The 22,103-nt window shown below is 74.1% G+C and carries 20 protein-coding genes; 9 read left to right on the top strand and 11 right to left on the bottom strand.

The window, feature by feature from the left end:
• Nucleotides 1–103 precede the first annotated feature (103 nt).
• Genes ACI79G_RS11365 through ACI79G_RS11345 form a run of 5 tightly spaced genes read right to left on the bottom strand, consistent with a single transcriptional unit; the run spans nt 104 to nt 4,439 of the window.
• The gene (locus ACI79G_RS11365) at nt 104–364 is read right to left on the bottom strand and encodes an acyl carrier protein (protein WP_456881236.1); all 261 of its coding nucleotides are present in this window, start codon (nt 362–364) and stop codon (nt 104–106) included.
• Entirely contained in the window at nt 328–1,848 is a 1,521-nt protein-coding gene (locus tag ACI79G_RS11360) for an acetyl-CoA carboxylase biotin carboxylase subunit (RefSeq protein ID WP_456881235.1), read from the bottom strand. The genes ACI79G_RS11365 and ACI79G_RS11360 overlap by 37 nt, the downstream gene beginning before the upstream one ends.
• Complete coding sequence (accB, locus tag ACI79G_RS11355; RefSeq protein WP_456881234.1) at nt 1,845–2,393, bottom strand: acetyl-CoA carboxylase biotin carboxyl carrier protein; 549 nt, start codon at nt 2,391–2,393, stop codon at nt 1,845–1,847. The genes ACI79G_RS11360 and accB overlap by 4 nt, the downstream gene beginning before the upstream one ends.
• Nucleotides 2,390–4,099: an acetyl-CoA carboxylase carboxyltransferase subunit alpha gene (locus ACI79G_RS11350; protein ID WP_456881233.1), complete on the bottom strand. Its 1,710-nt coding sequence runs from the start codon at nt 4,097–4,099 to the stop codon at nt 2,390–2,392. Before ACI79G_RS11350 ends, accB begins: the two co-directional genes overlap by 4 nt.
• A 28-nt stretch (nt 4,100–4,127) precedes the next feature.
• Complete coding sequence (locus ACI79G_RS11345) at nt 4,128–4,439, bottom strand: TcmI family type II polyketide cyclase (RefSeq protein ID WP_456881232.1); 312 nt, start codon at nt 4,437–4,439, stop codon at nt 4,128–4,130.
• Between the two features lie 397 nt (nt 4,440–4,836).
• Between ACI79G_RS11345 and ACI79G_RS11340 the strand changes: the two genes are divergently transcribed.
• The 8 genes from ACI79G_RS11340 (at nt 4,837) to ACI79G_RS11305 (ending at nt 13,334) form a co-directional block, all read left to right on the top strand.
• On the top strand, nt 4,837–5,541 hold the full coding sequence (locus ACI79G_RS11340) for a LuxR C-terminal-related transcriptional regulator (protein WP_456881231.1): 705 nt from the start codon (nt 4,837–4,839) through the stop codon (nt 5,539–5,541).
• Between the two features lie 339 nt (nt 5,542–5,880).
• Nucleotides 5,881–6,525, top strand: a complete 645-nt coding sequence (locus ACI79G_RS11335; protein WP_456881230.1) for a LuxR C-terminal-related transcriptional regulator — start codon at nt 5,881–5,883, stop codon at nt 6,523–6,525.
• Nucleotides 6,526–6,776: 251 nt separating this feature from the next.
• Nucleotides 6,777–7,895 (top strand): alkene reductase, encoded by a 1,119-nt coding sequence (locus ACI79G_RS11330; protein WP_456881229.1) that lies wholly within the window; start codon nt 6,777–6,779, stop codon nt 7,893–7,895.
• 259 nt (nt 7,896–8,154) lie between these two features.
• Nucleotides 8,155–9,495, top strand: a complete 1,341-nt coding sequence (locus ACI79G_RS11325; protein ID WP_456881228.1) for a hypothetical protein — start codon at nt 8,155–8,157, stop codon at nt 9,493–9,495.
• Between the two features lie 61 nt (nt 9,496–9,556).
• Nucleotides 9,557–10,675 (top strand): serine hydrolase domain-containing protein, encoded by a 1,119-nt coding sequence (locus tag ACI79G_RS11320; RefSeq protein WP_456881227.1) that lies wholly within the window; start codon nt 9,557–9,559, stop codon nt 10,673–10,675.
• Between the two features lie 25 nt (nt 10,676–10,700).
• Nucleotides 10,701–11,258: a hypothetical protein gene (locus tag ACI79G_RS11315; RefSeq protein ID WP_456881226.1), complete on the top strand. Its 558-nt coding sequence runs from the start codon at nt 10,701–10,703 to the stop codon at nt 11,256–11,258.
• A 9-nt stretch (nt 11,259–11,267) separates the two neighbouring features.
• The gene (locus ACI79G_RS11310) at nt 11,268–12,209 is read left to right on the top strand and encodes an oxidoreductase (RefSeq protein ID WP_456881225.1); all 942 of its coding nucleotides are present in this window, start codon (nt 11,268–11,270) and stop codon (nt 12,207–12,209) included.
• A 393-nt stretch (nt 12,210–12,602) separates the two neighbouring features.
• The gene (locus ACI79G_RS11305) at nt 12,603–13,334 is read left to right on the top strand and encodes an SDR family NAD(P)-dependent oxidoreductase (RefSeq protein WP_456881224.1); all 732 of its coding nucleotides are present in this window, start codon (nt 12,603–12,605) and stop codon (nt 13,332–13,334) included.
• Between the two features lie 86 nt (nt 13,335–13,420).
• Here the strand turns inward: ACI79G_RS11305 and ACI79G_RS11300 are convergent, their stop codons facing one another.
• The 6 genes from ACI79G_RS11300 to ACI79G_RS11275 all read right to left on the bottom strand — a co-directional run bounded on the left by ACI79G_RS11300 (nt 13,421) and on the right by ACI79G_RS11275 (nt 20,428).
• Entirely contained in the window at nt 13,421–14,191 is a 771-nt protein-coding gene (locus ACI79G_RS11300) for an SDR family NAD(P)-dependent oxidoreductase (RefSeq protein WP_456881223.1), read from the bottom strand.
• A gap of 236 nt (nt 14,192–14,427) precedes the next feature.
• Nucleotides 14,428–15,087 carry a CoxG family protein gene (locus tag ACI79G_RS11295; RefSeq protein ID WP_456881222.1) on the bottom strand — a complete coding sequence of 220 codons (660 nt, stop codon included), beginning with the start codon at nt 15,085–15,087 and terminating at the stop codon, nt 14,428–14,430.
• Complete coding sequence (cutA, locus tag ACI79G_RS11290; RefSeq protein ID WP_456881221.1) at nt 15,084–17,501, bottom strand: aerobic carbon-monoxide dehydrogenase large subunit; 2,418 nt, start codon at nt 17,499–17,501, stop codon at nt 15,084–15,086. Before cutA ends, ACI79G_RS11295 begins: the two co-directional genes overlap by 4 nt.
• Complete coding sequence (locus tag ACI79G_RS11285) at nt 17,498–18,073, bottom strand: (2Fe-2S)-binding protein (RefSeq protein WP_456881220.1); 576 nt, start codon at nt 18,071–18,073, stop codon at nt 17,498–17,500. Before ACI79G_RS11285 ends, cutA begins: the two co-directional genes overlap by 4 nt.
• Nucleotides 18,074–18,083: 10 nt before the next feature.
• Nucleotides 18,084–18,956 carry an FAD binding domain-containing protein gene (locus ACI79G_RS11280; RefSeq protein ID WP_456881219.1) on the bottom strand — a complete coding sequence of 291 codons (873 nt, stop codon included), beginning with the start codon at nt 18,954–18,956 and terminating at the stop codon, nt 18,084–18,086.
• Entirely contained in the window at nt 18,953–20,428 is a 1,476-nt protein-coding gene (locus ACI79G_RS11275; RefSeq protein WP_456881218.1) for a uracil-xanthine permease family protein, read from the bottom strand. Before ACI79G_RS11275 ends, ACI79G_RS11280 begins: the two co-directional genes overlap by 4 nt.
• Before the next feature lie 173 nt (nt 20,429–20,601).
• Here ACI79G_RS11275 and ACI79G_RS11270 point away from each other — a divergent pair, with 173 nt between their 5' ends.
• Nucleotides 20,602–22,074, top strand: a complete 1,473-nt coding sequence (locus ACI79G_RS11270; protein ID WP_456881217.1) for an FdrA family protein — start codon at nt 20,602–20,604, stop codon at nt 22,072–22,074.
• The last annotated feature ends 29 nt before the right edge of the window (nt 22,075–22,103 follow it).

Below are 22,103 nucleotides of genomic sequence, written 5' to 3'. Positions count from 1 at the left end.
GAGGGTGCGGACGGGTGGCCTCCCTGCAGGGCCCGCCGTTGGCCCCGTCCCGGGTCCCACCCCCAGCTCGCGGGGGGTGGGAGGACGGGGTCCTCTTTCTGCTTCAGGCCATGCCGGCCGACGACTGGGCCGCGTTGACCTGGTCGACGATCTGGCCGAGCGTGTAGTTGTCCGGGCTGTCGTCGGGCATCTCGGTGCCGAAGCGGTCCTGCAGCTCGGTCTGCATGGACAGGAAGGCCAGCGAGTCCAGGCCGATGTCGGCGAAGTGGGCGTCCGGGTCGGTCGTGTGCGACGACGCGGGCAGGCCGGCCTTCTCGGTGAGCAGGGTCATGAGGTCGCTGAGAGTGAAGGTCGTGTCGGGCACGGTGTCGTTCCTTCCGGTGGGGTGGCGGGATCCGGTTGCGCGTCTGCGGCCGGGGGCTGGACGAGGGAGAGGGAGCCGCGGGAGGCGGGCAACCCGGGTGTCGGTGCGTCGGCGAGGGCCGCGGCCCGGGCGAGCACCTCGGGCAGCTTCCGGTCCAGGAACTGCACGTCGTGGCGGTCGGCGGTGACGTCGGGGTCGCGCAGCAGGGCCCGGTGCAGGGCGATGGTGGTGTGCACGCCGGGGCCCTCGACCCGCAGCTCGGCCAGGGCGCGGTCCATCCGGCGGATGGCCTGCTCGCGGTCGGGTGCCCAGACGACGAGCTTGCCGAGCAGCGAGTCGTAGTCCGGGCTGACCACGTCGCCCTGCCGGTAGCCGGTGTCGAACCGGGTCCACGGCCCGTCGGGCACCTGCAGGACGTCGAGCCGGCCGGGTGCGGGGGCGAAGCCGCGGGCCGGGTCCTCGGCGTTGATCCGGCACTCGATGGCCGCACCCCGGGGGACGATGTCGGCCTGGCGCAGCTGCAGCCGCCGGCCGGCCGAGACCAGGATCTGCTCGCGGACGAGGTCCACGCCGGTGAGCAGCTCGGTGACCGGGTGCTCGACCTGGATCCGGGCGTTCATCTCCATGAAGTACGCCGACCCGGAGCCGTCGACGAGGAACTCCATGGTCCCGGCGCCGGTGTAGCCGACCGAGAGGGCGCCGTGCACCGCCAGCCGTCCCAGCTCGGCGCGCTGCTCGGGGGTGAGGTGGCCGGCCGGCCCCTCCTCGAGCAGCTTCTGGTGGCGCCGCTGCAGCGAGCAGTCCCGCTCGCCGAGGGAGACGCCGTTGCCGTGGGTGTCGCAGAGGATCTGCACCTCCACGTGCCGCGCTCCGGTGAGGTGGCGCTCGAGGTAGACGGCGGGGTCGCGGAACACCGCGCGGGCGGTGGCCCGGGTGGCGGTGAAGGCGTCGGCCAGGTCCTCGGGCTCGCGGACGACGGTCATGCCCCGCCCGCCACCGCCCGCGGCCGCCTTGATGATCAGCGGGTAGCCGATCCGCGCGGCGATCGCCCGGGCCTCGTCGACGCTGCCGACGGGCTCCACGACGCCCGGGAGCAGCGGCAGGCCGGCCTCGGCCATGAGCCGGCGGGCGGTGGCCTTGTTGCCCATCTGCTGCATGACCGCGGGGGGCGGGCCGACGAAGGTCAGCCCCTCCGCCGCGCAGATCTCGGCGAAGTCGGGGTCCTCGGAGAGGAAGCCGTACCCGGGGTGGATGGCGTCGGCGCCGGTGCGCAGGGCCGCCTCCACGATGTTGGCCACGTTGAGGTAGCTGCGCCGGGCCGGGGCCGGCCCGATGTGCACGGCCTCGTCGGCCAGGTCCACCACGGCGGAGTTGCGGTCGGAGGTCGAGTAGACGGCGACGACCTCGATGCCCAGCTCGCGGCAGGCCCGGGCGACCCGGACGGCGATCTCGCCGCGGTTGGCGATGAGCAGGCGACCGATCACCGGGACCGTCCCGGAGGCCGCAGCCGCATGATCACCTGGTCGTACTCGACCGACTCGGCGTCGCCCACGAGGACCTCGGCCACCACGCCCGCCTCGTCGGCGACGATCGGGTTCATCAGCTTCATCGCCTCGACGATCCCGACGGTCTGACCCGGCTCGATCTCGTCGCCGACCCGGACGAACGGGTCGGCCCCGGGTGACGGCGCCGCGTAGAAGGTGCCGACGAGCGGGGAGCGGACGGTCGCCGCCACCTCCGGCGCGGGCTCGGGGGGTGCCGTCGGCTGGGCGCCGCCGCCAGGGGTCCCCTGCGCCGGGGGCGCGGGCGGTGCGACCACCCCGGCCACCCCGGCCGGCGGGGCCTCGGGGGCCCACTCGACCTCGATGGCGCGGTCGCCGTTGCGGACGGTGAGCTTGCGCAGCTCGCCGGGCAGGCTGCGCGCCAGCGCCAGGACCTCGTCGCGCAGGTCCGGGGCCTCGTCGTCCGGCCCGGTCGCGGGCGTCGCCGCGATCGTCCGCGGGGGGAACTCACTCGCTGACACGGTCATCCCTCCACGGGCTGCAGGGGGCGGTCGTCCCCGCCGATGCGCTCGAACCGCCGGGACCGGGTGTCCAGCAGCGTGGCCACGTCCAGGCGGCAGACGTCGTCCAGCTCGCGGACGAGTGCGCGGCGCAGCAGGCGGGCTGCCTCGGCGGGGTCGGTGTGGGCGCCACCGGGGGGCTCGGCCACCACCGAGGTGGCGATCCCGGACGCCCGCAGGTGGGCGGCGCCCAGGCGCATGGCGCGGGCGGCGGTCGGTGCGGCCACCGCCGTCCGCCAGAGGATGGCGGCGCAGCCCTCGGGGCTGATCACCGACAGGTAGGCGTTCTGCAGGACCAGCAGCCGGTCGGAGGTGCACAGCGCGAGCGCGCCGCCGCTGCCGCCCTCCCCGGTGACCACCGACACGACGGGCACCCGGAGCCGGCTGCTGCGCATGATGATCTCGGCGATCGCGTGCGACTGGCCGCGCTCCTCGGCCTCCGGTCCCGGGTGGGCACCGGGGGTGTCGACGAGGGTGACGACCGGGAACCCGAAGGCCTCGGCGTGGTCGAGCAGCCGCTGCGCCTTGCGGTAGCCCTCCGGGTGCGGCATCCCGAAGTTGCGGGCGATCCGCTCGCGGACCGTGTGGCCCTTCTCCTGGCCGATGACGACGACCGTGCGGCCGCCGATCGAGGCGATCCCGCCGACCACGGCGGGGTCGTCGGCGAAGGCCCGGTCGCCGTGCAGCTCGACGAAGTCGTCGAACGCGGTGTGCAGGTAGTCCAGGGTGGTGGGCCGCTCGACGACCCGCGCCCGCTGGACGACGTCCCACGGGTCGTCGTCGACCGCGACGTCGACCGGGCTCCCGTCGTCCTCGGCGTCCTCCGTCTCCCCGGGCGGGACGCCGGGCCCGTGCAGGGCCAGCAGGCGGGCGAGCAGCGGCCGCAGGTCGGCCCGGTTCTCCACGCGGTCGACCAGGCCGTGCGCGAGGAGGAACTCGGCGGTCTGGAAGTCCGCGGGCAGCTCGGCGCGGATGGTCTCCTGGACCACGCGCGGCCCGGCGAAGCCGACGTGCGCGCCGCGCTCGCCGACCAGGACCGACGCGAGGGTGGCGAAGGAGGCCGACACCCCGCCGTAGGTGGGGTCGGTCAGCACGCACACCGAGAACAGCCCGGCCTCGCGGTGCCGGCCGAACGCCTCGCTGGCGCGGGCCATCTGGAAGAGCGAGAAGACACCCTCCTGCATCCGGGCACCGCCGCTGGCGCACACGGTGACCAGGGGCAGGCCGCGCTCGAGGGCCAGCTCGGCGGCGCCGCTCACCCGTCGGCCGACCTCGACGCCCATGCTGCCGCCGAGGAAGGCGAAGTCCATGACCGCGACGACCGTCTCGCACCCGCCGATGCGGGCCACGCCGACCACGACGGCCTCCGACTCGCCGGAGCGGCGCGCGGCGTCGGCCAGCCGGTCGGGGTAGTCGCGCAGGTCGGTGAAGGACAGCGGGTCGGGCGCGCCCGGTTGGAACGCCACCTCCGTGAAGCTGCCCGGGTCGGTGAGCAGGACGATCCGGGCCCGGGCGCTGAGCCGGAGGTGGTGGTCGCACTCCGGGCAGACGTGCAGGTTGCGGTCGAGCCGTTTGCGGTAGAGCAGCCACCCGCAGTCGGGGCAGCTGACCCACCCCACGTGGTCGGGCGCCGCCGCGGCGGACGCGGTGGTGGTCGGCGCGGAACGTGTCATGACGTCCTCCCAGTCGCCCGGAGCGGTCTCACTCGGAGGACGACCAGTGGTAGAAGCGCCGGGCCATCGCGTCCTGCGGTGAGCGCCAGCCGGGGTCGTAGGCCTGGATGAACGGCCGGAGGTCCTCGCTCACGGCACGGAAGTCCGGCAGCGACTGGGCGATGCGCATCGCCTCCGACGCGGGTCGGTCGAAGTCGATGAGGTGCACGTAGATGTCGTGGAACTGGTACAGGGACCGGTTCCGCACACCGATCTCGTGCGGCATCGAGGTGGCGTCGTAGCGGCCGAAGATCTCGGCCACCTTGTCGGCGTCGGCCGGCGCCATCCTCGCGATGATCATGGTCTGGTGCACGGTGTCTCCCAGCGTCGCTGCGGCCCGGGGAGGGGCTCGGGATACGACGACGCTAGGAAGCCGGCGGGGGCCGGCACATCGGCCACAGGTGCAGTTCAGGAGCACACCCCGGGGAGGGTGGGGGGTGTGCGACCGCCCCGTCCCAGGGTGCAGCGACGCCGTCCGGACGTCGGGGCCGAGTCATCCGGGAGGACGACTCCCGGCCACTACCAGGACGTACGACCCCCACCTGGAGGGGCGGAGACCCCTACCCGGGTATGAACTCGCCGACGGCTCGTGATCGGCTCGCCCGGATCTGTGGCGACCGGCACCATGGCGGTCCTAACTTCCGGAACCGGCCTGACGCTGCCCCTCACGGGGCCGGACAGGAGTGGAGCTGACACGCATGGCCGAACCCGACGACGCCGTGTCCGCTTCAGGGGTGTCCGACGCCGATCCCCCGGTACGGGTGCTGATCTGCGACGACCACGAGGTCTTCCGGCACGGCCTGCGCGCCGTGCTCCGCCGCATCCCCGGTGTCCGCGTCGTGGCAGAGGCGGCCTGCGTCGGCGAGGCGCTGCCGCTGGCCTCCACGGCCCGGCCCGACGTCACGCTGTTGGGCGTCGACGGGCAGGGGCCCGTCCTCCCGGACCTGGTGCGCGAGATGACCGGCACGGGCACCCGCGTCCTGCTGCTCGGTGAGGCCGGTGCCGCCAGTGACCTGCTCGAGGTCCTGCGGGCCGGAGCGCGTGGCTACGTGCACGCGGCCGTCAGCTCGCAGCGGCTGATCGAGTGCGTCCGCGCGGTGGCCCGTGGGGAGACCGTCCTGGACGCCAACGTCACGGGGGAGCTGCTGCACCGCCTGGACGACGTGGCGCGGTCGGGGGACGACGGGCGGCCCCGGGTGCACGGCCCGCTGACCGCCCGGCAGCAGGCGGTCGCCGAGCTCGTGGCCGAGGGCCTGACCAACGCGGAGATCGCCGAGCGGCTGGAGCTGAGCCGGGCCACCGTGAAGGGCCACATCACGGTGGCGCTGCGCCGGCTGGGCCTGCGGGACCGCACCCAGCTGGCCATCCACGTGCACCGCAGCACCCACCCCGATCCCGGCTGAGGAGCGCCTCCCGCCGGTTGTTGAGCGGGATCGAACCAGCCTCGCGCGAAGTCCTGTGAAATAGCTGTGAAGTATCTCGACAGAACCTGCCACAACGAGGTTAGAGTCACTCCAGTCCGGAGGAGACGGACGCGTGTCGGAACTGCCGGTCCGTCGGGCGGGAGCATCTACGGGTCGGACACAGGGGGGAACGACATGGACCAATCCGTGGTTGCTGGGGGAGCGGGCCTGGTAGAGGACCTACGACCGCGCGCGGCGGGCCCCGTGCCCGCGCCCCGGTCCGGCGGGCCCGTGCCCGTCCGACCGCATGCCGTCCGGCCTCCGACGAGTCTGGTCTGCGTGCTCCTGTGCGAGGACCGCGAGGTCTTCCGCACCGGGCTGCGGGTCGTCCTGGAGGCCGAACCGGACATGGCGGTCGTCGCCGAGACCGCTCACCTCCCCGAGGCCCTCGAGGCGGCCGAGGGCGAGGGTGCCGTGGTCGTCGTCGTCCGGCAGGGCCTGGTCGCCGGCGACGCCCTCCCGCTGCTGCGCACCCTCTGCCGCCAGAACGCCGCCGTCCTCGTGCTCGCCGAGCCGGAGACGGACTCCGAGCACGAGCTGGTCGAGATCCTGCGTGCCGGCGTCCGCGGCTACCTGCCCCGGCGCTCGGGGGCGCAGCGGCTCGTGGACGGCGTGCGGGCGCTGGCCCGCGACGAGGCCGCGCTCGACTCCGCGGCCACCAGCCACCTGGTGCGCCACCTGACGACCGGGTCGCAGCCGCGGTCGGCTCCCGAACTGCGGCCCCTCGACCGGCTGACCGACCGGCAGCGCGAGGTCGCCGAGCTGGTGGCCCAGGGGCTGAGCAACGAGGAGATCGCCGGCCGGCTGTTCCTCAGCCTGGCGACGGTGAAGAGCCACCTGACGACGTCGATGCGCCGCCTCTCCGTCCGCTCGCGGACCGAGCTGGCGATCCTGGTCACGCGGGGGAACTCCCCGGCCGCGTGAGGGAGGGCCCCGTCCTCCCCACCCACCGCAGCTCGGGGCGGGACCCAGGACGGGGCCGCGGACGCCGCGGACCGGCTCCACTCCCGCGCTGTTCCTGACACCTCCGCGCTGCTGCAACGGCGCGGGAGCGGGTGGGACAGCGCGGCAGCGGGTCAGCCCGGAGCCCGGTGGGCAACAGGCCCCGGCGATCCCGAGGACGGCGGGTCGGCACCCGGACGTCACTGTGAGCGGCGTGACGGTCGCATCGCGGAATGGACGCCCCCGTCGCGGCGATGGAACTACCCGTGGACCTGTTCTCTCCTGTGGACCTGGGCGACATCGAGCTCGCCAACCGCGTCGTCATGGCCCCGCTGACCCGCATGCGCTCCGGCGCCTCCGGCGTCCCCGGGGACCTCGTCGTCGAGCACTACCGGCAGCGCGCCGGCGTCGGGCTGATCATCACCGAGGGCACCTACCCGAACCACGAGGGCCAGGCCTTCGTCGGCCAGCCGGGCATCGTCACCGACGAGCAGGTCGAGGGCTGGCGCCGCGTGGCCGAGGCCGTGCACGCACGGGGCGGCAAGATCGTGATGCAGGTGATGCACGGCGGCCGGGTGACCCACCCCGACGTCAACGGCGGCCGCCGCGTCGTGGCCCCGAGCGCGATCGCGATCGACGGCGAGGGCCACACCTCGACGGGCAAGCAGCCCTACCCGGTGCCGCACGCGCTCACCGTCGACGAGGCGCGGCAGACCCTGCAGGACTTCGTCTCCGCCGCCAAGCGGGCGATCGAGGCCGGCCTGGACGGCGTGGAGATCCACGGCGCCAACGGCTACCTGCTGCACGAGTTCCTCTCGCCGGCGGCCAACCAGCGCACCGACGAGTACGGCGGCACCCCGGAGAACCGGGCGCGCTTCGTCGTCCAGGTGGTGACGGCGGTGGCCGCGGCGGTCGGCGCCGGCAAGGTGGGCCTGCGGATCTCGCCCGAGCACAACATCCAGGACGCCTACGAGACCGACCGGGACGACGTGCGCGCCACCTACGGCGCGCTGCTGGACCAGCTGCGCCCGCTGGGCCTGGCCTACCTGTCGGTGCTGCACTCCGACCCGGCCGGTGAGCTGGTGCAGGAGCTGCGCGAGCGTTTCGCCGGGCCGCTGGTCGCCAACAGCGGCTTCGGCTCGGTCACCACGCGCGAGGAGGCGGTGCGCCTGATCGAGGCCGCGCACGCCGACGCCGTGGCCGTGGGTCGGGCCGTCATCGCCAACCCGGACCTGGTCGAGCGCTGGAGGGGCGAGCACCCGGAGAACGAGCCGAAGGCGCACCTCTTCTACGCGCCCGGCGCCGAGGGCTACACCGACTACCCGACCCTCGAGGCGCTGCGCGCCAGCTGAGAGAGGACCCCGTCCTCCTCACCACGCGCAGGCTCGCGGCGGGACCCTGCAGGGAGCCCGCCCTCCTCCGTCACAGCAGGGCCCGGCGGCACCGTTGCCGCCGGGCCCTGCTGCGCCTCTCCGGCGGTGAGCGGCTCGAGGGCCGGGACGCCGCCCGCCTCCGGGGTGGCCGCCGACTCGCCGCGCCGAGTGTCGGGCCGGGCGGTCCAGCGGGACAGTCAGGAGGGTCACCCCTCGCTCGTCGACCCCGGAGGTCGGGATGCCGCAGCCCAGGTCGCTCCCCCAGCTCGCCACACGGGTCGGCGTCGCCGCCGCCGTCGCGTTGTCCTCCTCGGCGCTGTGGGCGGTGTCGTCGACCGGCTCCCGGGCCGCCGTGGGCGCGGACACCCCGGACTGCTACGCCGAGGACGCGGTGCGCACGGTGGAGGAGCAGCGCATCGGCCAACCCCTGGTCGAGGGCGGTGAGTCGGCCGCGGCCCAGTTCCTCCGGGCCGCCGGCTTCGAGGAGGCGGTGGCGCAGTTCGTCACGGACCTGTGCGCGGCGCCGGACCTGGCCGCGGCCGAGGACCTCGTCGTCCGGCAGGGCGAGGCGCTGTGGGAGCTGGCCCTGGCGCGCGCCCAGGGGGAGCGGGACATCGGCACGATCGACCGGTACGACGACCGGCCGCTGTACTGGGCCCGCCTGCACATGACGCGTGCGGTGCGCCAGTGGGAGGCGCCGGTCGAGGTGAGCGTCGTCCAGCGCAACGCCCTGGTGCAGCTGCTCGACCACGCGTCCCGGGGGCTCACCACCATCGACTGGCCGGAGGCGCCCGCCGACGCCACGCGCGTGATGATCAGCGGCTTCGACACCTACAGCCTCGACCAGAGCCTGCGGAACTCCAACCCCTCCGGGGCCACCGCCCTGCAGCTGGACGGCCGGACGCTCGAGACCGACGCCGGCCCGGTCGTCGTCCAGTCGGTGGTGCTCCCCGTCAACTGGACCGACTTCGACGAGGGCATCGTCGAGGACGCGTTCGGCCAGGTCCTGGGGCCCGGGGAGGACCGCGCCGACCTGATCATGACCATCAGCCAGACGAGCCGCGGGCGGATGGACATCGAGCAGTGGGCCGCCAACGCCCGCGGCGGCTCCCCGGACAACAACCGCAACGTGCTCTTCGGGCCCGTCTCCCGGCCGTCGCACTGGCCGCAGCCGTTCGACTCCCCGGAGTGGATCGAGACGACCCTGCCCTACGAGGCGATGATCGCCGCCGGCACCGGCCCCTGGCCGGTCGTGCTCAACGACGGGATCTGCGAGTGGCCGGCGGGGACCTCCCCGGCCCCGTCGGAGGTGCGCTGCCAGGACGACCCGTCCGAGGGCTCCCGGGCGGCGTCCGGCCCGGGCGGCAACTACCTCTCCAACGAGAGCATGTACCGCTCCAACCGGCTGCGGATCGGCATGCAGGCGTGGGACGTCCCCGGCGGGCACCTGCACATCTCGGCGCTCGTGTACCCGGAGGACCCCGCGGTGCTGACCAGTGCGGAGTTCGAGGCCGACCGCCGGGCCGTCGTCGACCAGACGATCGCCCTCGTCACCGCGGCCGGAGCCGCCGCGCCCTGAGCGGGCCGTGGTGTGATCGTCGCGGCGCGACACCGGGGTCACGCCGTGACGAGGAGGCTCCATGGCCGAGGTGCACGGCAGCTGCGACGACCGCTTCTCCGGCGTGCGCGAGGCGTTCGAGCGCGGCCTGGACGGCGGGGAGCTGGGCGCCTCGATCGCCGTCGACCTCGACGGGGCGACCGTCGTCGACCTGTGGGGTGGCCACCGCGACCTCGACCGGACCACCCCGTGGACCGAGGACACGATCGTCAACGGCTGGTCGACGACGAAGACCGTCCTGGCGCTCGCCGCGCTGGTCCTGGTCGAGCGCGGCGAGCTCGACGTGTACGCGCCGGTCGCCGACTACTGGCCGGAGTTCTCGGCCAAGGGCAAGAAGGACGTCGAGGTGCGGCACCTGCTGTCGCACACCTCGGGCGTCCCCGGCTGGGAGCAGCCGTTCTCGATCCGCGACATGTACGACTGGGAGTCGGCGACCGAGCGGCTGGCCGCGCAGGCGCCGTGGTGGGAGCCGGGGACGGCGTCGGGCTACCACGCGAACAACCAGGGGCACCTGGTCGGCGAGGTGGTCCGGCGGATTACGAACACGTCGTTCAAGCAGTTCGTGGCCGCTGAGATAGCCCGGCCGCTGGGCGCGGACTTCCAGATCGGCGCACGCGAGTCGGACTGGGACCGGATCGCGCCCGTCGTCCCTCCGCCGCCGTCGGCCGACCCGCGCGAGCCGGACCCGGAGTCGGTGGTGGTCAGGACCTTCACCGCGCCGGTGGTCCCGGCGAAGGCGGCGAACTCGCCGGAGTGGCGCCGCGCGGACCTGGGCGCGCTCAACGGGCACTCGAACGCGCGCGGGTTGGTGCAGGTTCTGCGGGTGCTGTCGCTCGGCGGTGAGGGTCTGCTGTCACCGGGGACCATCGACCTCGTCTTCGACCAGCAGTCCGACGGCGTGGACCTGGTGCTGGAGGCGCCGTTCCGGTTCGGGATCGGCTTCTGCCTGGGCTCGCCGCTGGTCCCGTACGTGCCCGAGGGGCGGACCTTCTTCTGGGGCGGCTGGGGCGGGTCGATGATCGTCATGGACCTCGACCGCCGGCTGACCATCAGCTACCTGATGAACCGGATGGCGCCGGGCGTCCTGGGTTCGGACCGCAGCGAGGGCTACGTCCGGGCGGTGTACGCGGCACTCGGCTGAGGCCTGGGTTCGGGGGAGGTGCGGCATGGACCTGGACGACGTGGTGCCCGAGGCCGACCACGTGACCCGTCAGTCCCGCGTGATCGACGCGCCGGCGTCCGTCGTGTGGGAGGAGCTGCACCGGCTGAAGCTCTCGTCGTTGCCGGTGTCCCTGCTGCTCAGCGCGGTGCGCGCTCTGCCGGTGCTGCTGGCGGGTCGGGGACGCCGGCGCGGCGGGCTCGACCGGACCTTCCTCGACGTGGTGCCGATCCCGGAGCTCGCGTCCGACCCGCCGTCGCACGTGCTGTTCGGGGGCGTGCTGCAGCCCTGGAAGCTGACCGGTGGCGAGCGGCCGCCCGTGCTGGACGCAGCCGGGGTCCGGGAGTGGTCCGAGCCGGGCTGGGTGAAGGTCGGCATGGAGTTCCGGCTGACGCCGGCCCTGGGTGGCACGCGGCTGAGCTGCGAGACGCGGATCGCCGCCACCGATCCGGGGACGCGGCGGCGCTTCGGCCTCTACTGGCTCGCCGTCCAGCCGGGCAGCTCGGCCATCCGGTGGGAGCTGCTCACCGCCGTCGCCATGCGGGCGGAGGCGCGCGCCGGGTAGGACTCGTGCATGGCCTGGACCGAGCGCGACATCCCCGATCTGAGCGGCCGGACGGCGGTGGTGACCGGCGCGAACGGTGGGCTGGGCCTGCAGACGGCGCTGGCGCTGGCGGGCGCGGGTGCGCACGTGGTTCTCGCTGCGCGTGATGCTGCCAAGACCGAGGCTGCGGAGACGCGGATCCGGGTGAGTCATCCGTCGGCGTCGCTGGAGGTGGTGCCGCTCGACCTCGGCGACCTCTCGTCGGTGGCGGCCGCCGCGCGGTCGGTGCTCGATCGGCACGAGCACGTGGACCTGCTGGTGAACAACGCCGGGGTGATGGCGATGCCGCGGCGGACGACGGCCGACGGGTTCGAGCTGCAGTTCGGCGTCAACCACCTGGGGCACTGGGCCCTGACCGCGCAGCTGCTGCCGGCGTTGCTGCGGGCGCCGGCCGCGCGGGTGGTGACGGTGACGAGCACGGCGCGGCACCGGGCCCGGCGGCTGGACCCGGCGGACGTCCATCTCCAGCGGGGCTACGGGGCGTGGAGTGCGTACGCGCGGTCGAAGATGGCGAACCTGCACTTCGGGCTGGGACTGCAGCAGCGGTTCGCCCGGGCCGGTGTGCGCGCGTCGAGTCTTCTCGCGCACCCGGGGCTGACGAACACCGACCTGCAGGGACGTGCGGTACGGGAGGGCGGCGCCGGCCGGGTGGGGGTGTTCTTCGAGGTGATGACGGCGCGGTCGGGGATGTCGGTACTCGAGGGCGCCCGGCCGCAGCTGCGGGCCGCGACCGATCCGCGGGCGCGTGGCGGGGAGCTGTACGCGCCGCGGTACGGGTCGCACGGTCCCGCCGTGCGGCGGCCGGTCCTGCGCCGGCTGGGTCTGCAGGAGCAGATCGACACCCTGTGGCAGGTCTCCGAGCGCGAGACCGGCATCGCGCTGGACGTCTCCTCGGCGGGATCCCTCCCGTGATCGCTCGACCAGCTCGTCCCACACGCTGAGCAGTCGGGGTGGACAGTGCCTCGGCAGGGCCACCCGGCGTCCGCGGGGCCACGTCGCGCTCGTCTCGAGTCGATCTCCGACATCGCAACGGCGCTTCGTCGGCCGTGACACGCCGGGGAGGTGACACGAGAGCTCACGGGGTGTCAGGACAGGCAAGGGCCATTGCGCACCGGGGTCGTCCGGATGCCCTGGAGTCACCACGCACGCCGCTTCTGGGGCAGCCTGCTGGCTGCGGCTGGCGAGTGGCCCTGGGCCAGCGTGTCGCAGCGGCTCGACGGAGCGCTGCTGGCGGCGTCGCGGCAGTGCCGGCGCCGCTGTGAGCCGCGACGGACAGGTGGACCGAACCCGAGCTGGGGAGGGAACATGAACGGGCTGCTCGAGAGCAAGAAGGCGCTGGTGACCGGTGGGTCGCGCGGCATCGGTCGGGAGATCGTGCTGGAGTACGCCCGGGCCGGCGCCAGTGTCGTGACCTGTGGTCGGCACTCGAGTGACGCGCTGACGTCGCTGTCGCGCGAGCTGAAGGACGTCGGTGGGCACCACCGCGTGCTCATCGCGGACGTGACGCACGCCGAGGAGGTCGACCACCTGGTCGACGAGTGCCGCGCGACGCTCGGCGGGCTCGACATCCTCGTGCACAACGCCGGCGTCAACAGTCGTGTGCCGTTCCCCGAGCTCTTCCTCGAGGAGTGGCAGCGGATCGTGGACACCAACCTCGGTGCCGCGTACATGGTCACCCAGAGGGCGCTGCCGCTGTTGTCCGCCGGGGGGAGCGTCGTGTTCGTCGGCTCGCGGGTGGCCACGGTCGGCCTGCCGATGGGCGCGCACTACACGGCGTCCAAGGCTGGCCTGGTCGGTCTGGCCCGGTCGCTGGCCAAGGAGCTCGGACCGCGCGGACTACGGGTCAACGTGGTGGCTCCCGGGCCGATGGAGAGCGACGCGCCGATGCCGCCGGAGGCGCGCCAGAGGTTCGAGCACGGGGTGGCGCTCCGTCGGCTCGGACGGCCGTCCGACGTGGCGGGTGTGGCCATGTTCCTCGCCAGCGACCTCGCGGCGTTCGTCAACGGCGAGACCATCAACGTGGACGGAGGCGTCTGACCGCCGACGAGGGCCAGGCGTCTCGTGTCGGCTGCGGCTCCGTCCCGACATGCGGCCGGTGGGCGGGTCCATCGCGGGCACGTCGTTCAGAAGACGGCCGCGGTCCCACCGTCGACGGGCAGGTTGACCCCGGTGATGTAGGAGGCGTCGTCACTGGCGAGGAAGAGGGCAGCCCGGGCGATGTCCTCGGGCTCGCCGAAGCGGCGCAGCGGGATCCGGGCCCTCTCCAGGTCGAAGGGGCTGCCCGGCTTGGAGAGCAGGTGCTCCGTCGCCGGAGTGCGGGTCAGCGAGGAGCTGATCGTGTTGACCCGGATGCCGAAGCGACCGCCCTCGACGGCGAGCTGGTAGGTCAGGCCCAGGATCCCCCCCTTGCTCGCCGCGTGGGCGCTCTGCGGCATGGACCACGATCCGCGGGTGCCCGCGATCGAGCCGACGTTCACGATCGCTCCGCCGCCGCGCGCCCGCAGGTGCGGCCAGACGGCCCGGGTCGTGTAGAAGACCAGGGTCAGCTCGTTGCGCATCGTGAACAGCCAGCCCTCCGGGGGCAGTTCGTCCACGGGTCCGAAGCGGAGTGCCGACGGGTTGTTGAACAGCACGTCGATCCCGCCGTGTTCGGCGGCCACGGAGTCGACCCACGCTGCCGCGGCCTCGGCGTCCCCGAGGTCCACACCGACCGCGGCGGTCATCCGTCCCCCGGCGGCACGTACCGACTCCACCGTCTCCTGGGCGGCCGCCTCCTGCTGGTCGCAGCCGACGACCGTGGCGCCCTCGGCGGCGAACAGCAGGGCCGTGGTGCGGCCGACCGCCCCTCCGACACCGGTGACGACCGCGATCCTGCCGTCCAGGCGACCGGGCATCGGTCCCTCCTCGTGTTCGGCGCCACACCCCCGGCCACTGTGGCAACGGTCCCGGGACGGCGGCAAGGACCACCGGGATGACCGCCGTCCCGGGAGGATCGACCGACGGTCGCCAGATGATCCACGACGGAGCACACGTGCTCATCGCCGCAGGTGGTTGCTGCCTGGGATCGGCGTCGACGCACCAGGCTCGCGAGACCGCTGGGCGTCGAACGCTCGTCGGCCCGGCTGACCGGCTACCGTCGGCCGAGGCGGTAACCGACCAGCACGCCGATCAGGGTCAGCAGGCTGCCGCCCGCGGCGCCGAGGGCCAGCGTGCGCAGGTCGGACGTCCCCGCGGGAACGCCGGCACGCCCGGTGAAGACCTGCGGCTGCGGGGCAGCGGGAGCCTCGGCGTCCGTCGAGCTCACCGCGGCCGCCGACGGGCGCGGCTCGCCCGGCGCCGCAGCCGCACCAGCGCCGGCCAGTTCGGCGTCCACCGCGGTGAAGAACTGCGCCGCCATCCGCTTGGCGACCCCGGTGATCATGCGCTGGCCCACCCCGGCCACCGGCCCGCCCACCACCGCGTCCGCCGAGTAGGTCAGCACCGTCGCGGAGTCGCCGTCCGGCGCGAGCTCGATCGTCACCGTCGCCCGCACCTGCCCCGGCGCCCCGGCCCCGGACGCGTGCATCACGTACGACGTCGGCCGCTGCTGGTCGGTCAGGTGCACCTCGCCGGCGTACGTCCCCTTCACCGCACCGACGCCCACCGAGACGTCCATCCGGTACGAGTCCTCGCCGACCCGCTCGAGCGCCAGGCACCCCGGGATGGTGCGCGCCAGCACCGCCGGGTCGGTCAGCGCCCGCCACACGTCGTCCGGGGACCCGTGCAGCACCGCCGAGCCGTCGAGGTTCACGCACCCACTCCCGTCCTGCGGCCCGATGCCGCGGTCCGCTCGGCCGTCTCCGAGCGCACGAGGTCGTACAGGTCGGTGGGGGAGATCGGCATCGAGGTGATCCGCCGTCCCACCGCGTCCTCGATCGCCGATGCCAGGGCCGCCGACCCCGGGATCACCCCGGCCTCGCCGGCGCCCTTGATGCCCAGGGGGTTGAGCGGCGAGGGCGTCTGCTGGTGGTCGATCACCACGTCGGGCACCTCGGACGCGTACGGCATGAGGAAGTCCATGAACGACGCGTTCTGCAGCTGCCCGTCGGCGTCGTAGGCCATCCGCTCGTACAGCGCCCCGCCCACGCCCTGCGCGACCCCGCCGAGCACCTGTCCCTCGACGATCATCGGGTTCACCACGTTGCCGCAGTCGTGCACCACGGCGTACGTCACGACGTCGATCTCCCACGTCGCCGGGTCGATCTCCACGACCGCCGCGTGCGCGCCGGAGGCGAACGTCGAGCGGATCGGCGAGTAGTAGTCGCGGTGCTCCAGCCCCGGCGCGTCCCCCGGGGTCACCGGCGGCCTGTCGTCGGAGGCCTGGACGGCGAACTGCGTGGCCTGCTTGGCCGCCTCGTCGAACGCGTACCGCAGCGGGTTGGACAGCACCGCGACCGTCCGCAGCGGGATCGAGGCCCCCGGCGTCCCCTTCACCTGGACGACGCCATCGGCGATCTCCAGGTCGCCGGGGTCGGCCTCCAGGACGTCCGCGGCGATCCGCAGTGCCTTGTCCCGCACGCCGCGCGCGGCCAGCGCGATCGCGTTGCCGCTCATCACCGCCGCGCGGGAGGCGAACGTGCCGACCGCGTACGGGAAGCGCCGGGTGTCGCCGGTGGTCACCTCGACGTCCTCGATCGGCACCCCGAGCTCGGAGGCGACGATCTGCGCGAACGACGTCTCGTGCCCCTGGCCCTGCGTGGTCAGCCCGGTCGACACCAGCACCTTGCCGCTGCCCAGCACCTGCACGTGCCCGCCCTCGTACGGACCGGGCCCGGTGCCCTCCACGTACAGCGCCATCCCGACGCCGAGCAGCTTGCCGCGCGCCTCGGCGTCGTCCCGCAGCGCGTCGACGCCGTCCCACCCGACCAGCGCCTTGAGCTTCTCGAGCAGCGCCGGGTAGTCGCCGGAGTCGTAGACGACCGGCCGGCCGTCCTGGAACGTCAGGTGGTGGTCGTACGGGAACTGCGAGGGCTGGATGAGGTTGCGCTCGCGGACGACGGCCCGGTCCAGGCCGAGCGCGTCGGCGATGCGGTCCACCGTCCGCTCCATCGCGAAGCAGCCCTGCGGCCGCCCGGCACCCCGGTACGGCGTCACGATGACCGTGTTCGTGTAGACGCTCTCCACGACGACCCGGTACACGGGGATCACGTACGGGCCGACCAGCTGGGTCGCGGTGATGATCGGCACGATGATCCCGTAGGGCGTGTACGCGCCGTGGTCGTGCCAGACGTGGACGTCGAGCGCGGTGATCCGGCCGTCGTCGTCGAACCCGACGTTGATCTCCTGCCGCTGCTGCCGCTCGTGGGCGCTGGAGACGAAGTGCTCGCGGCGGTCCTCGGTCCACTTCACCTCGCGGCCGAGCGCGATCGCGGCCATCGGTACCAGCAGCTCCTCCGGCCACGGGTGCACGATCTTCACGCCGAAGCCACCGCCGACGTCCGGGGCGACGACCTCCACCTGGTCGAGAGGGAGCTGCAGCTTCGCCGCGATGGCGGCGCGCACCGACGTCGAGGCCTGGGTGCTGGTGTGCACCCGCAGCGAGCGGTCGTCGGCGTCCCACCGCGCGTGCACGCCCTTGCCCTCCAGCGGCATGCCGGCGCTGCGCTCGACGTACTGGGTGAACGAGAGCGTGTGCGGCGACGCGGCCAGCGCCGGCTCGACGTCCCCGGTCTCCTGGTGGTGCCGCGCCGCGACGTTGTCCGGGATCTCCTCGTGGACGCACGCTCGCGCCTCGCGGGCCGCGTCCACCCCGACGACGGCGGGCAGCTCCTCGTAGGTGACGGCGATCCGCTCGGCGGCGTCCTCGGCGACGTACCGGTCGGTGGCCACCACCATCACCACCGGCTCGCCGACGTGGTTGACCTCGCCGTTGGCCAGCGGGTAGCCGGTGCGCGGGGCGGTCAGCTGCGGGTGGGGGATGAGCACGGGCAGCGGCTCGGCGAGCGGGCCGGTGAGGTCCTCGTAGGTGTAGATGGCGACCAGGCCCTCGACGTCGAGGGCGGCGTCCACGTCGACGTCCACGATGCGGGCGTGCGCGTGCGGGCTGCGCACGAAGGCGGCGGCGAGCGCGCCGGCGCCGAGGTCGTCGAGGTAGCGGCCCCTGCCGGTGATGAGCCGGGCGTCCTCGCGCCGGCGGACCGGCTCGCCGAACAGCTTCGTGGTCACCGCGCGGCTCCGTCCGCGGCGGTTCCCGCGGAGATGGCCGGGGGACCGGTGGCAGTTCCCGCGGAGACCGCCATCGTCGCGGCCGCGTGGCGCACGGCCTTCCTGATGTTCGCGTAGCCGGTGCACCGGCAGAGGTTGCCTCCGACCAGGTCGTCGACCTCCTCCTCGGTGATCTCCTCGGCCGGGTCCCGCGCCTCGAGCCCGGCGGCGATCGTCACCAGGAAGCCCGGCGTGCAGAAGCCGCACTGCAGGGCGTGGCACTCGCGGAACGCCTCCTGGACCGGGTGGAGCACCTGCCCGCCCTGGTGGTCCTCGCGGGCCAGCCCCTCGACGGTGGTCACCTCCGCCCCGTCCACCTGCACGGCGAGCACCAGGCAGGAGCGCACCGGGGTGCCGTCCACCAGCACCGTGCAGGCACCGCAGACGCCGTGCTCGCAGCCGACGTGCGTGCCGGTCAGCCCCAGGTCGTGCCGCAGGGCGTCCGACAGCAGCCGCCGCACCGGCACGGCGGCTTCACGTGGAACACCGTTCACGGTCAGCCGGACGGTCCGTTCGGTGTCGATGCTGGTCATGGCGTCCTCTTCATGGCGTCCTCTCGGCGGCTCCCGCACCCGCCGGGGCCAGCGTCCGCTCGGTCAGCACGCCGACCAGCAGGCGGCGGTAGTCGGCGCTGGCGTGCAGGTCGCCGTCCGGGTCCACCAGCGTGCGGGCGAGCGCGCCGGCCGCCGCCCAGTCGGCCTTCTCCACCGGGGCGCCGGCGACGGCGTCGGTGAGGTCGTGCACCTCGGGGGTCAGGCCCACCGAGACGTAGGAGGCGCGGACGGCGGCGACGCGGCGGTCCTCGTCGAGGGTGACGACGACGCCCGCGCCGCACACCGCGTAGTCGCCCCTCCGGCGGGCCACCTCGGCGAAGGCGGTACCCGAGCGCGCCGGCAGCGCCGGGAAGAACGCCGAGGTGACGACGGCGGCCGACGGCAACGACGTCTCCAGCGGGCCGACGAACAGGTCCCGCCAGCCGACGGCGCGCTCGCCGGAGGGCTCGGCGACGGTCACCGAGCCGCCGGTCAGCGCGAGCACCGACGTCATCTCACCCGAGGGGTCGGCGTGCGCGATCGAACCGACCGTCGTCCCCCGGTTCCGGATCGCCGGGTGGGCGACGTGCGCCGTCGCCCGGGCCAGCAGCGGCTGCACCCGGGCAGCGCCCTCGTGCGCCAGCAGCCCCGCGTGGCGGACGAGCGCCCCGACCCGCACGCCGTCCGCCGTGACCTCGACGGCGTCGAGGCCGGGCACCCGGTTGAGGTCCACCAGCGTGGCCGGCGCCGCGAGCCGCATGGACAGCAGCGGGAGCAGCGACTGGCCGCCGGCGAGCACCTTGGCACCCTCCTCGGCGGCGAGGACCTCGAGGGCCTCGGGCACCGAGCGCGGGTCGGCGTACCGGAAGGGCGCGGGCTTCACCGGGAGCGGGTCTCCCCGGGAGTCGACGAGCCGGTCACGCCCGGACGGCCGACCTCGTCGACCGACGAGGGGTCGGCGCCGTGGTCGTGCGCACCCGTGTGGCCGAGCGCGGGACCGGTGCCGCCGACGAACTGCCGCTCAGCCTCCAGCGCGGACTTCATCTCCGCCGGCGCGAGGGCCCGGGCGACGTGCCAGCCGACGACCGCCACGATCGAGCCCAGCGCGATGCCGCCGAGGGAGAAGGACTCGGAGAAGACCAGCTGGACGTCGCCGATCGCGATGATGATGCCCGCGGCGAGCGGCACCAGGTTGATCGGGTTGGCGAAGTCGACCCGGTTCTCCTTCCAGATCTTCGCGCCGAGCAGGCCGATCATCCCGTAGAGGACGACGGTGATCCCGCCGAGCACGCCCCCCGGGACGATGTTGATCAGCGCGCCGAACTTCGGGCACAGGCCCAGCAGGATCGCCACGACGGCCGCCACGTAGTACGCCGCCGTCGAGTACACGCGGGTGGCGGCCATGACACCGATGTTCTCCGCGTAGGTCGTCGTCGGGGAGCCGCCGACCGAGGTGGCCACGACGGTCGCGACGCCGTCGGCTGCGATGGCCCGGCCCATGTACGGGTCGAGGTCGCGCTTGGTCATCTCGGCGACCGCCTTGACGTGCCCGGTGTTCTCCGCGATCAGCGCGATGACCGCCGGCAGCACCAGGAGGCTGAAGTTCAGCGAGAAGGACGGCGCGACGAAGTCGGGCAGACCGAACCAGTCGGCCTGGGCCACCGAGTCGAAGTTGATCCGGTCGCGGGTGGAGACCACGCCGGTGCCGTCGGGCGAGGTGATCTGGCCGGCGGTCGCGTCGAGCAGGACCGACAGCAGGTAGCCGAAGACCAGGCCGAGCAGGATGGAGATGCGGGCCCAGAAGCCCCGCAGCAGCAGCGAGGCGACGATGACGAACGCCATCGTCGCCAGCGCCACCCACTGGTCCTGCGGCCAGTAGATGCCGGCCACGACCGGGGCCAGGTTGAACCCGATCAGCAGCACCACCGCGCCGGTCACCGCGGGCGGCAGGACCGCGTGCAGGAACCGGACGCCGGCGAAGTGGATGAGCACGCCGACGAGGGCCAGGACGACGCCGGAGACGAGGATCGCGCCGATGACGTCGGAGGAGTCGCCGCCCGACGCGCGGACCGCCACCACGCCACCGACGAACGAGGCGCTGGTGCCCAGGTAGCTCGGCACCTTCCCGTTCACGATGAGCAGGAAGATGATCGTCGCGATCCCGCTCATCATGATCGCCAGGTTGGGGTCGAGCCCCATGACGATCGGGAAGACGAAGGTCGCACCGAACATCGCGACGACGTGCTGCGCGCCGATGCCTATGGTCCGCGGCCAGGACAGGCGTTCGTCCGGGGCCACCGCCTCACCGAGCGGCGGCGTCTTGCCGTCCCCGTAGAGCTTCCAGCCGAACGCCATGACCGCCTCCTCGACCTGCTCCTGGGGCGTGGCCGGCGCCGCGGACAGCGGTTCCCGGCACCCAGGGGGCGCCAATGTGACACGCCCGGCTGACAGCGCGGAAGTACCTCAGTGCTAAATCGTCGTTGCGCCGATGTCTCACCGCTGAGAGACCTGCCGGTACGGTCGGGGAGGTGACCGCACCCCCCGTCCGCCACGTCTCCCTGCGCAGCGGCGTGTACGCCGACTCGGTCCGCCTGATGCAGGTCAGCCGGGACGTCGGCGCCCGGGAGGGTGTCACCGCCGTGCTCGTCGCGATGGCCACGCCGCTCAACCTCGAGCTCGCCGCGAGCATGGGCCTGGCCCCCGACGAGGCCGCCTCCGCCGACCAGCTGCTCGTGGCCGTCACCGCCGTGGACGACGACGCGCTGGCCGCCGCGGTCGCCGCCGTCGACGCCGCGCTGGCCGCCCGCGAACGCGCCGCCGGCCCCGCGCAGACCGTGCCGCTGCGCACGATCGGCGCAGGGCTGTCCGCGTTGGACACCGACGGCCCGGCGCTGGCCGTCGTCAGCGTCCCGGGCCCTCACGCCGTCGCCGAGGCCGCCGACGCCATCGCCGCCGGCCGCAGCGTGCTGGTGTTCTCCGACGGCGTCCCGGTCGAGTCCGAGGTCGCGCTCAAGCGCGCCGCGCACGACGCCGGGGTGCTCCTTATGGGCCCCGACTGCGGGACGGCGATCGTCTCCGGCCTCGCCCTCGGGTTCGCCAACGTGGTGCGCCGCGGGCCGGTCGGCCTGGTCGCCGCGTCCGGAACCGGCGCCCAGCAGGTGTCCTGCCTGCTCGACACGGCTGGCGTGGGGGTCTCGCACGTGCTCGGGGTCGGCGGTCGCGACCTGTCCGAGGCCGTCGGCGGGCTGGCCACCCTGGACGCGCTGGCCCTGCTCGACGCCGACCCCGCCACCGAGCGGGTGCTGCTGGTCTCCAAGCCCCCCGCGCCGTCGGTCGCCGTGGCGGTGGCGGAGGCCGCCGCGGAGCTGTCCGTGCCGGTCCGCTCGGCCGCGCTGTCGCCGGAGAGCCCCGACCTGACCGCCGCCGTGGAAGGGCTGCTCGCCGACATGGGCGTCGCGGTGCCGCAGTGGCCCTCGCGCGCCTCGACGAGGACGGCCGCGCCGGGCGCCGTCCTCAAGGGGTTCTACGCCGGCGGCACGCTCGCCGACGAGGCGATGCTGCTCGCCGCGCCGGTGCTCGGTGACGTCCGGTCCAACACCCCGCTGCGGCCCGAGCTCGACCTCGGGACGGACCTGTCCGCCCGCGGGCACGTGGTGGTCGACTTCGGGGACGACGCGCTCACCGTCGGCCGGGCGCACCCGATGATCGACCCGACGCTGCGGCTCGAGGCGCTGGCCCGGGTGGCGGCGTCCGGCGAGCCCGCGGTCGTGCTGATGGACGTCGTCCTCGGCCACGGCGCCGACCCCGACCCGGCCGCCACGCTCGCCCCGGCGCTGCGGGCGGCCGGCCTCCCCGCCGTCGTCGCGCTGGTCGGCACCGAGGCCGATCCGCAGGGCTGGTCCCGCCAGGCCGACGCGCTCGCCGCGGCCGGAGCGGCCGTCTTCGCCTCCAACGCCCAGGCCACTCGGCATGCGCTGCGCCTGCTGGGAGCGGTGCAGTGACGTCCTCCTCCGGCGCGCAGGCCACCCGG

It is taken from the genome of Geodermatophilus sp. SYSU D00779, from assembly GCF_054050595.1.
The sequence above is the reverse complement of the archived record's forward strand: the minus strand, read 5'-3'. Positions and strand labels throughout refer to the sequence as shown.

Coding starts and splice junctions, on each gene's coding strand:
- accB (WP_456881234.1), bottom strand. CDS start 2,393: ATGACCGTGTCAGCGAGTGAGTTCCCCCCGCGGACGATCGCGGCGACG.
- ACI79G_RS11350 (WP_456881233.1), bottom strand. CDS start 4,099: ATGACACGTTCCGCGCCGACCACCACCGCGTCCGCCGCGGCGGCGCCC.
- ACI79G_RS11345 (WP_456881232.1), bottom strand. CDS start 4,439: ATGATCATCGCGAGGATGGCGCCGGCCGACGCCGACAAGGTGGCCGAG.
- ACI79G_RS11340 (WP_456881231.1), top strand. CDS start 4,837: ATGGCCGAACCCGACGACGCCGTGTCCGCTTCAGGGGTGTCCGACGCC.
- ACI79G_RS11330 (WP_456881229.1), top strand. CDS start 6,777: ATGGACGCCCCCGTCGCGGCGATGGAACTACCCGTGGACCTGTTCTCT.
- ACI79G_RS11325 (WP_456881228.1), top strand. CDS start 8,155: ATGCCGCAGCCCAGGTCGCTCCCCCAGCTCGCCACACGGGTCGGCGTC.
- ACI79G_RS11320 (WP_456881227.1), top strand. CDS start 9,557: ATGGCCGAGGTGCACGGCAGCTGCGACGACCGCTTCTCCGGCGTGCGC.
- ACI79G_RS11315 (WP_456881226.1), top strand. CDS start 10,701: ATGGACCTGGACGACGTGGTGCCCGAGGCCGACCACGTGACCCGTCAG.
- ACI79G_RS11310 (WP_456881225.1), top strand. CDS start 11,268: ATGGCCTGGACCGAGCGCGACATCCCCGATCTGAGCGGCCGGACGGCG.
- ACI79G_RS11305 (WP_456881224.1), top strand. CDS start 12,603: ATGAACGGGCTGCTCGAGAGCAAGAAGGCGCTGGTGACCGGTGGGTCG.
- ACI79G_RS11300 (WP_456881223.1), bottom strand. CDS start 14,191: ATGCCCGGTCGCCTGGACGGCAGGATCGCGGTCGTCACCGGTGTCGGA.
- ACI79G_RS11285 (WP_456881220.1), bottom strand. CDS start 18,073: ATGACCAGCATCGACACCGAACGGACCGTCCGGCTGACCGTGAACGGT.
- ACI79G_RS11275 (WP_456881218.1), bottom strand. CDS start 20,428: ATGGCGTTCGGCTGGAAGCTCTACGGGGACGGCAAGACGCCGCCGCTC.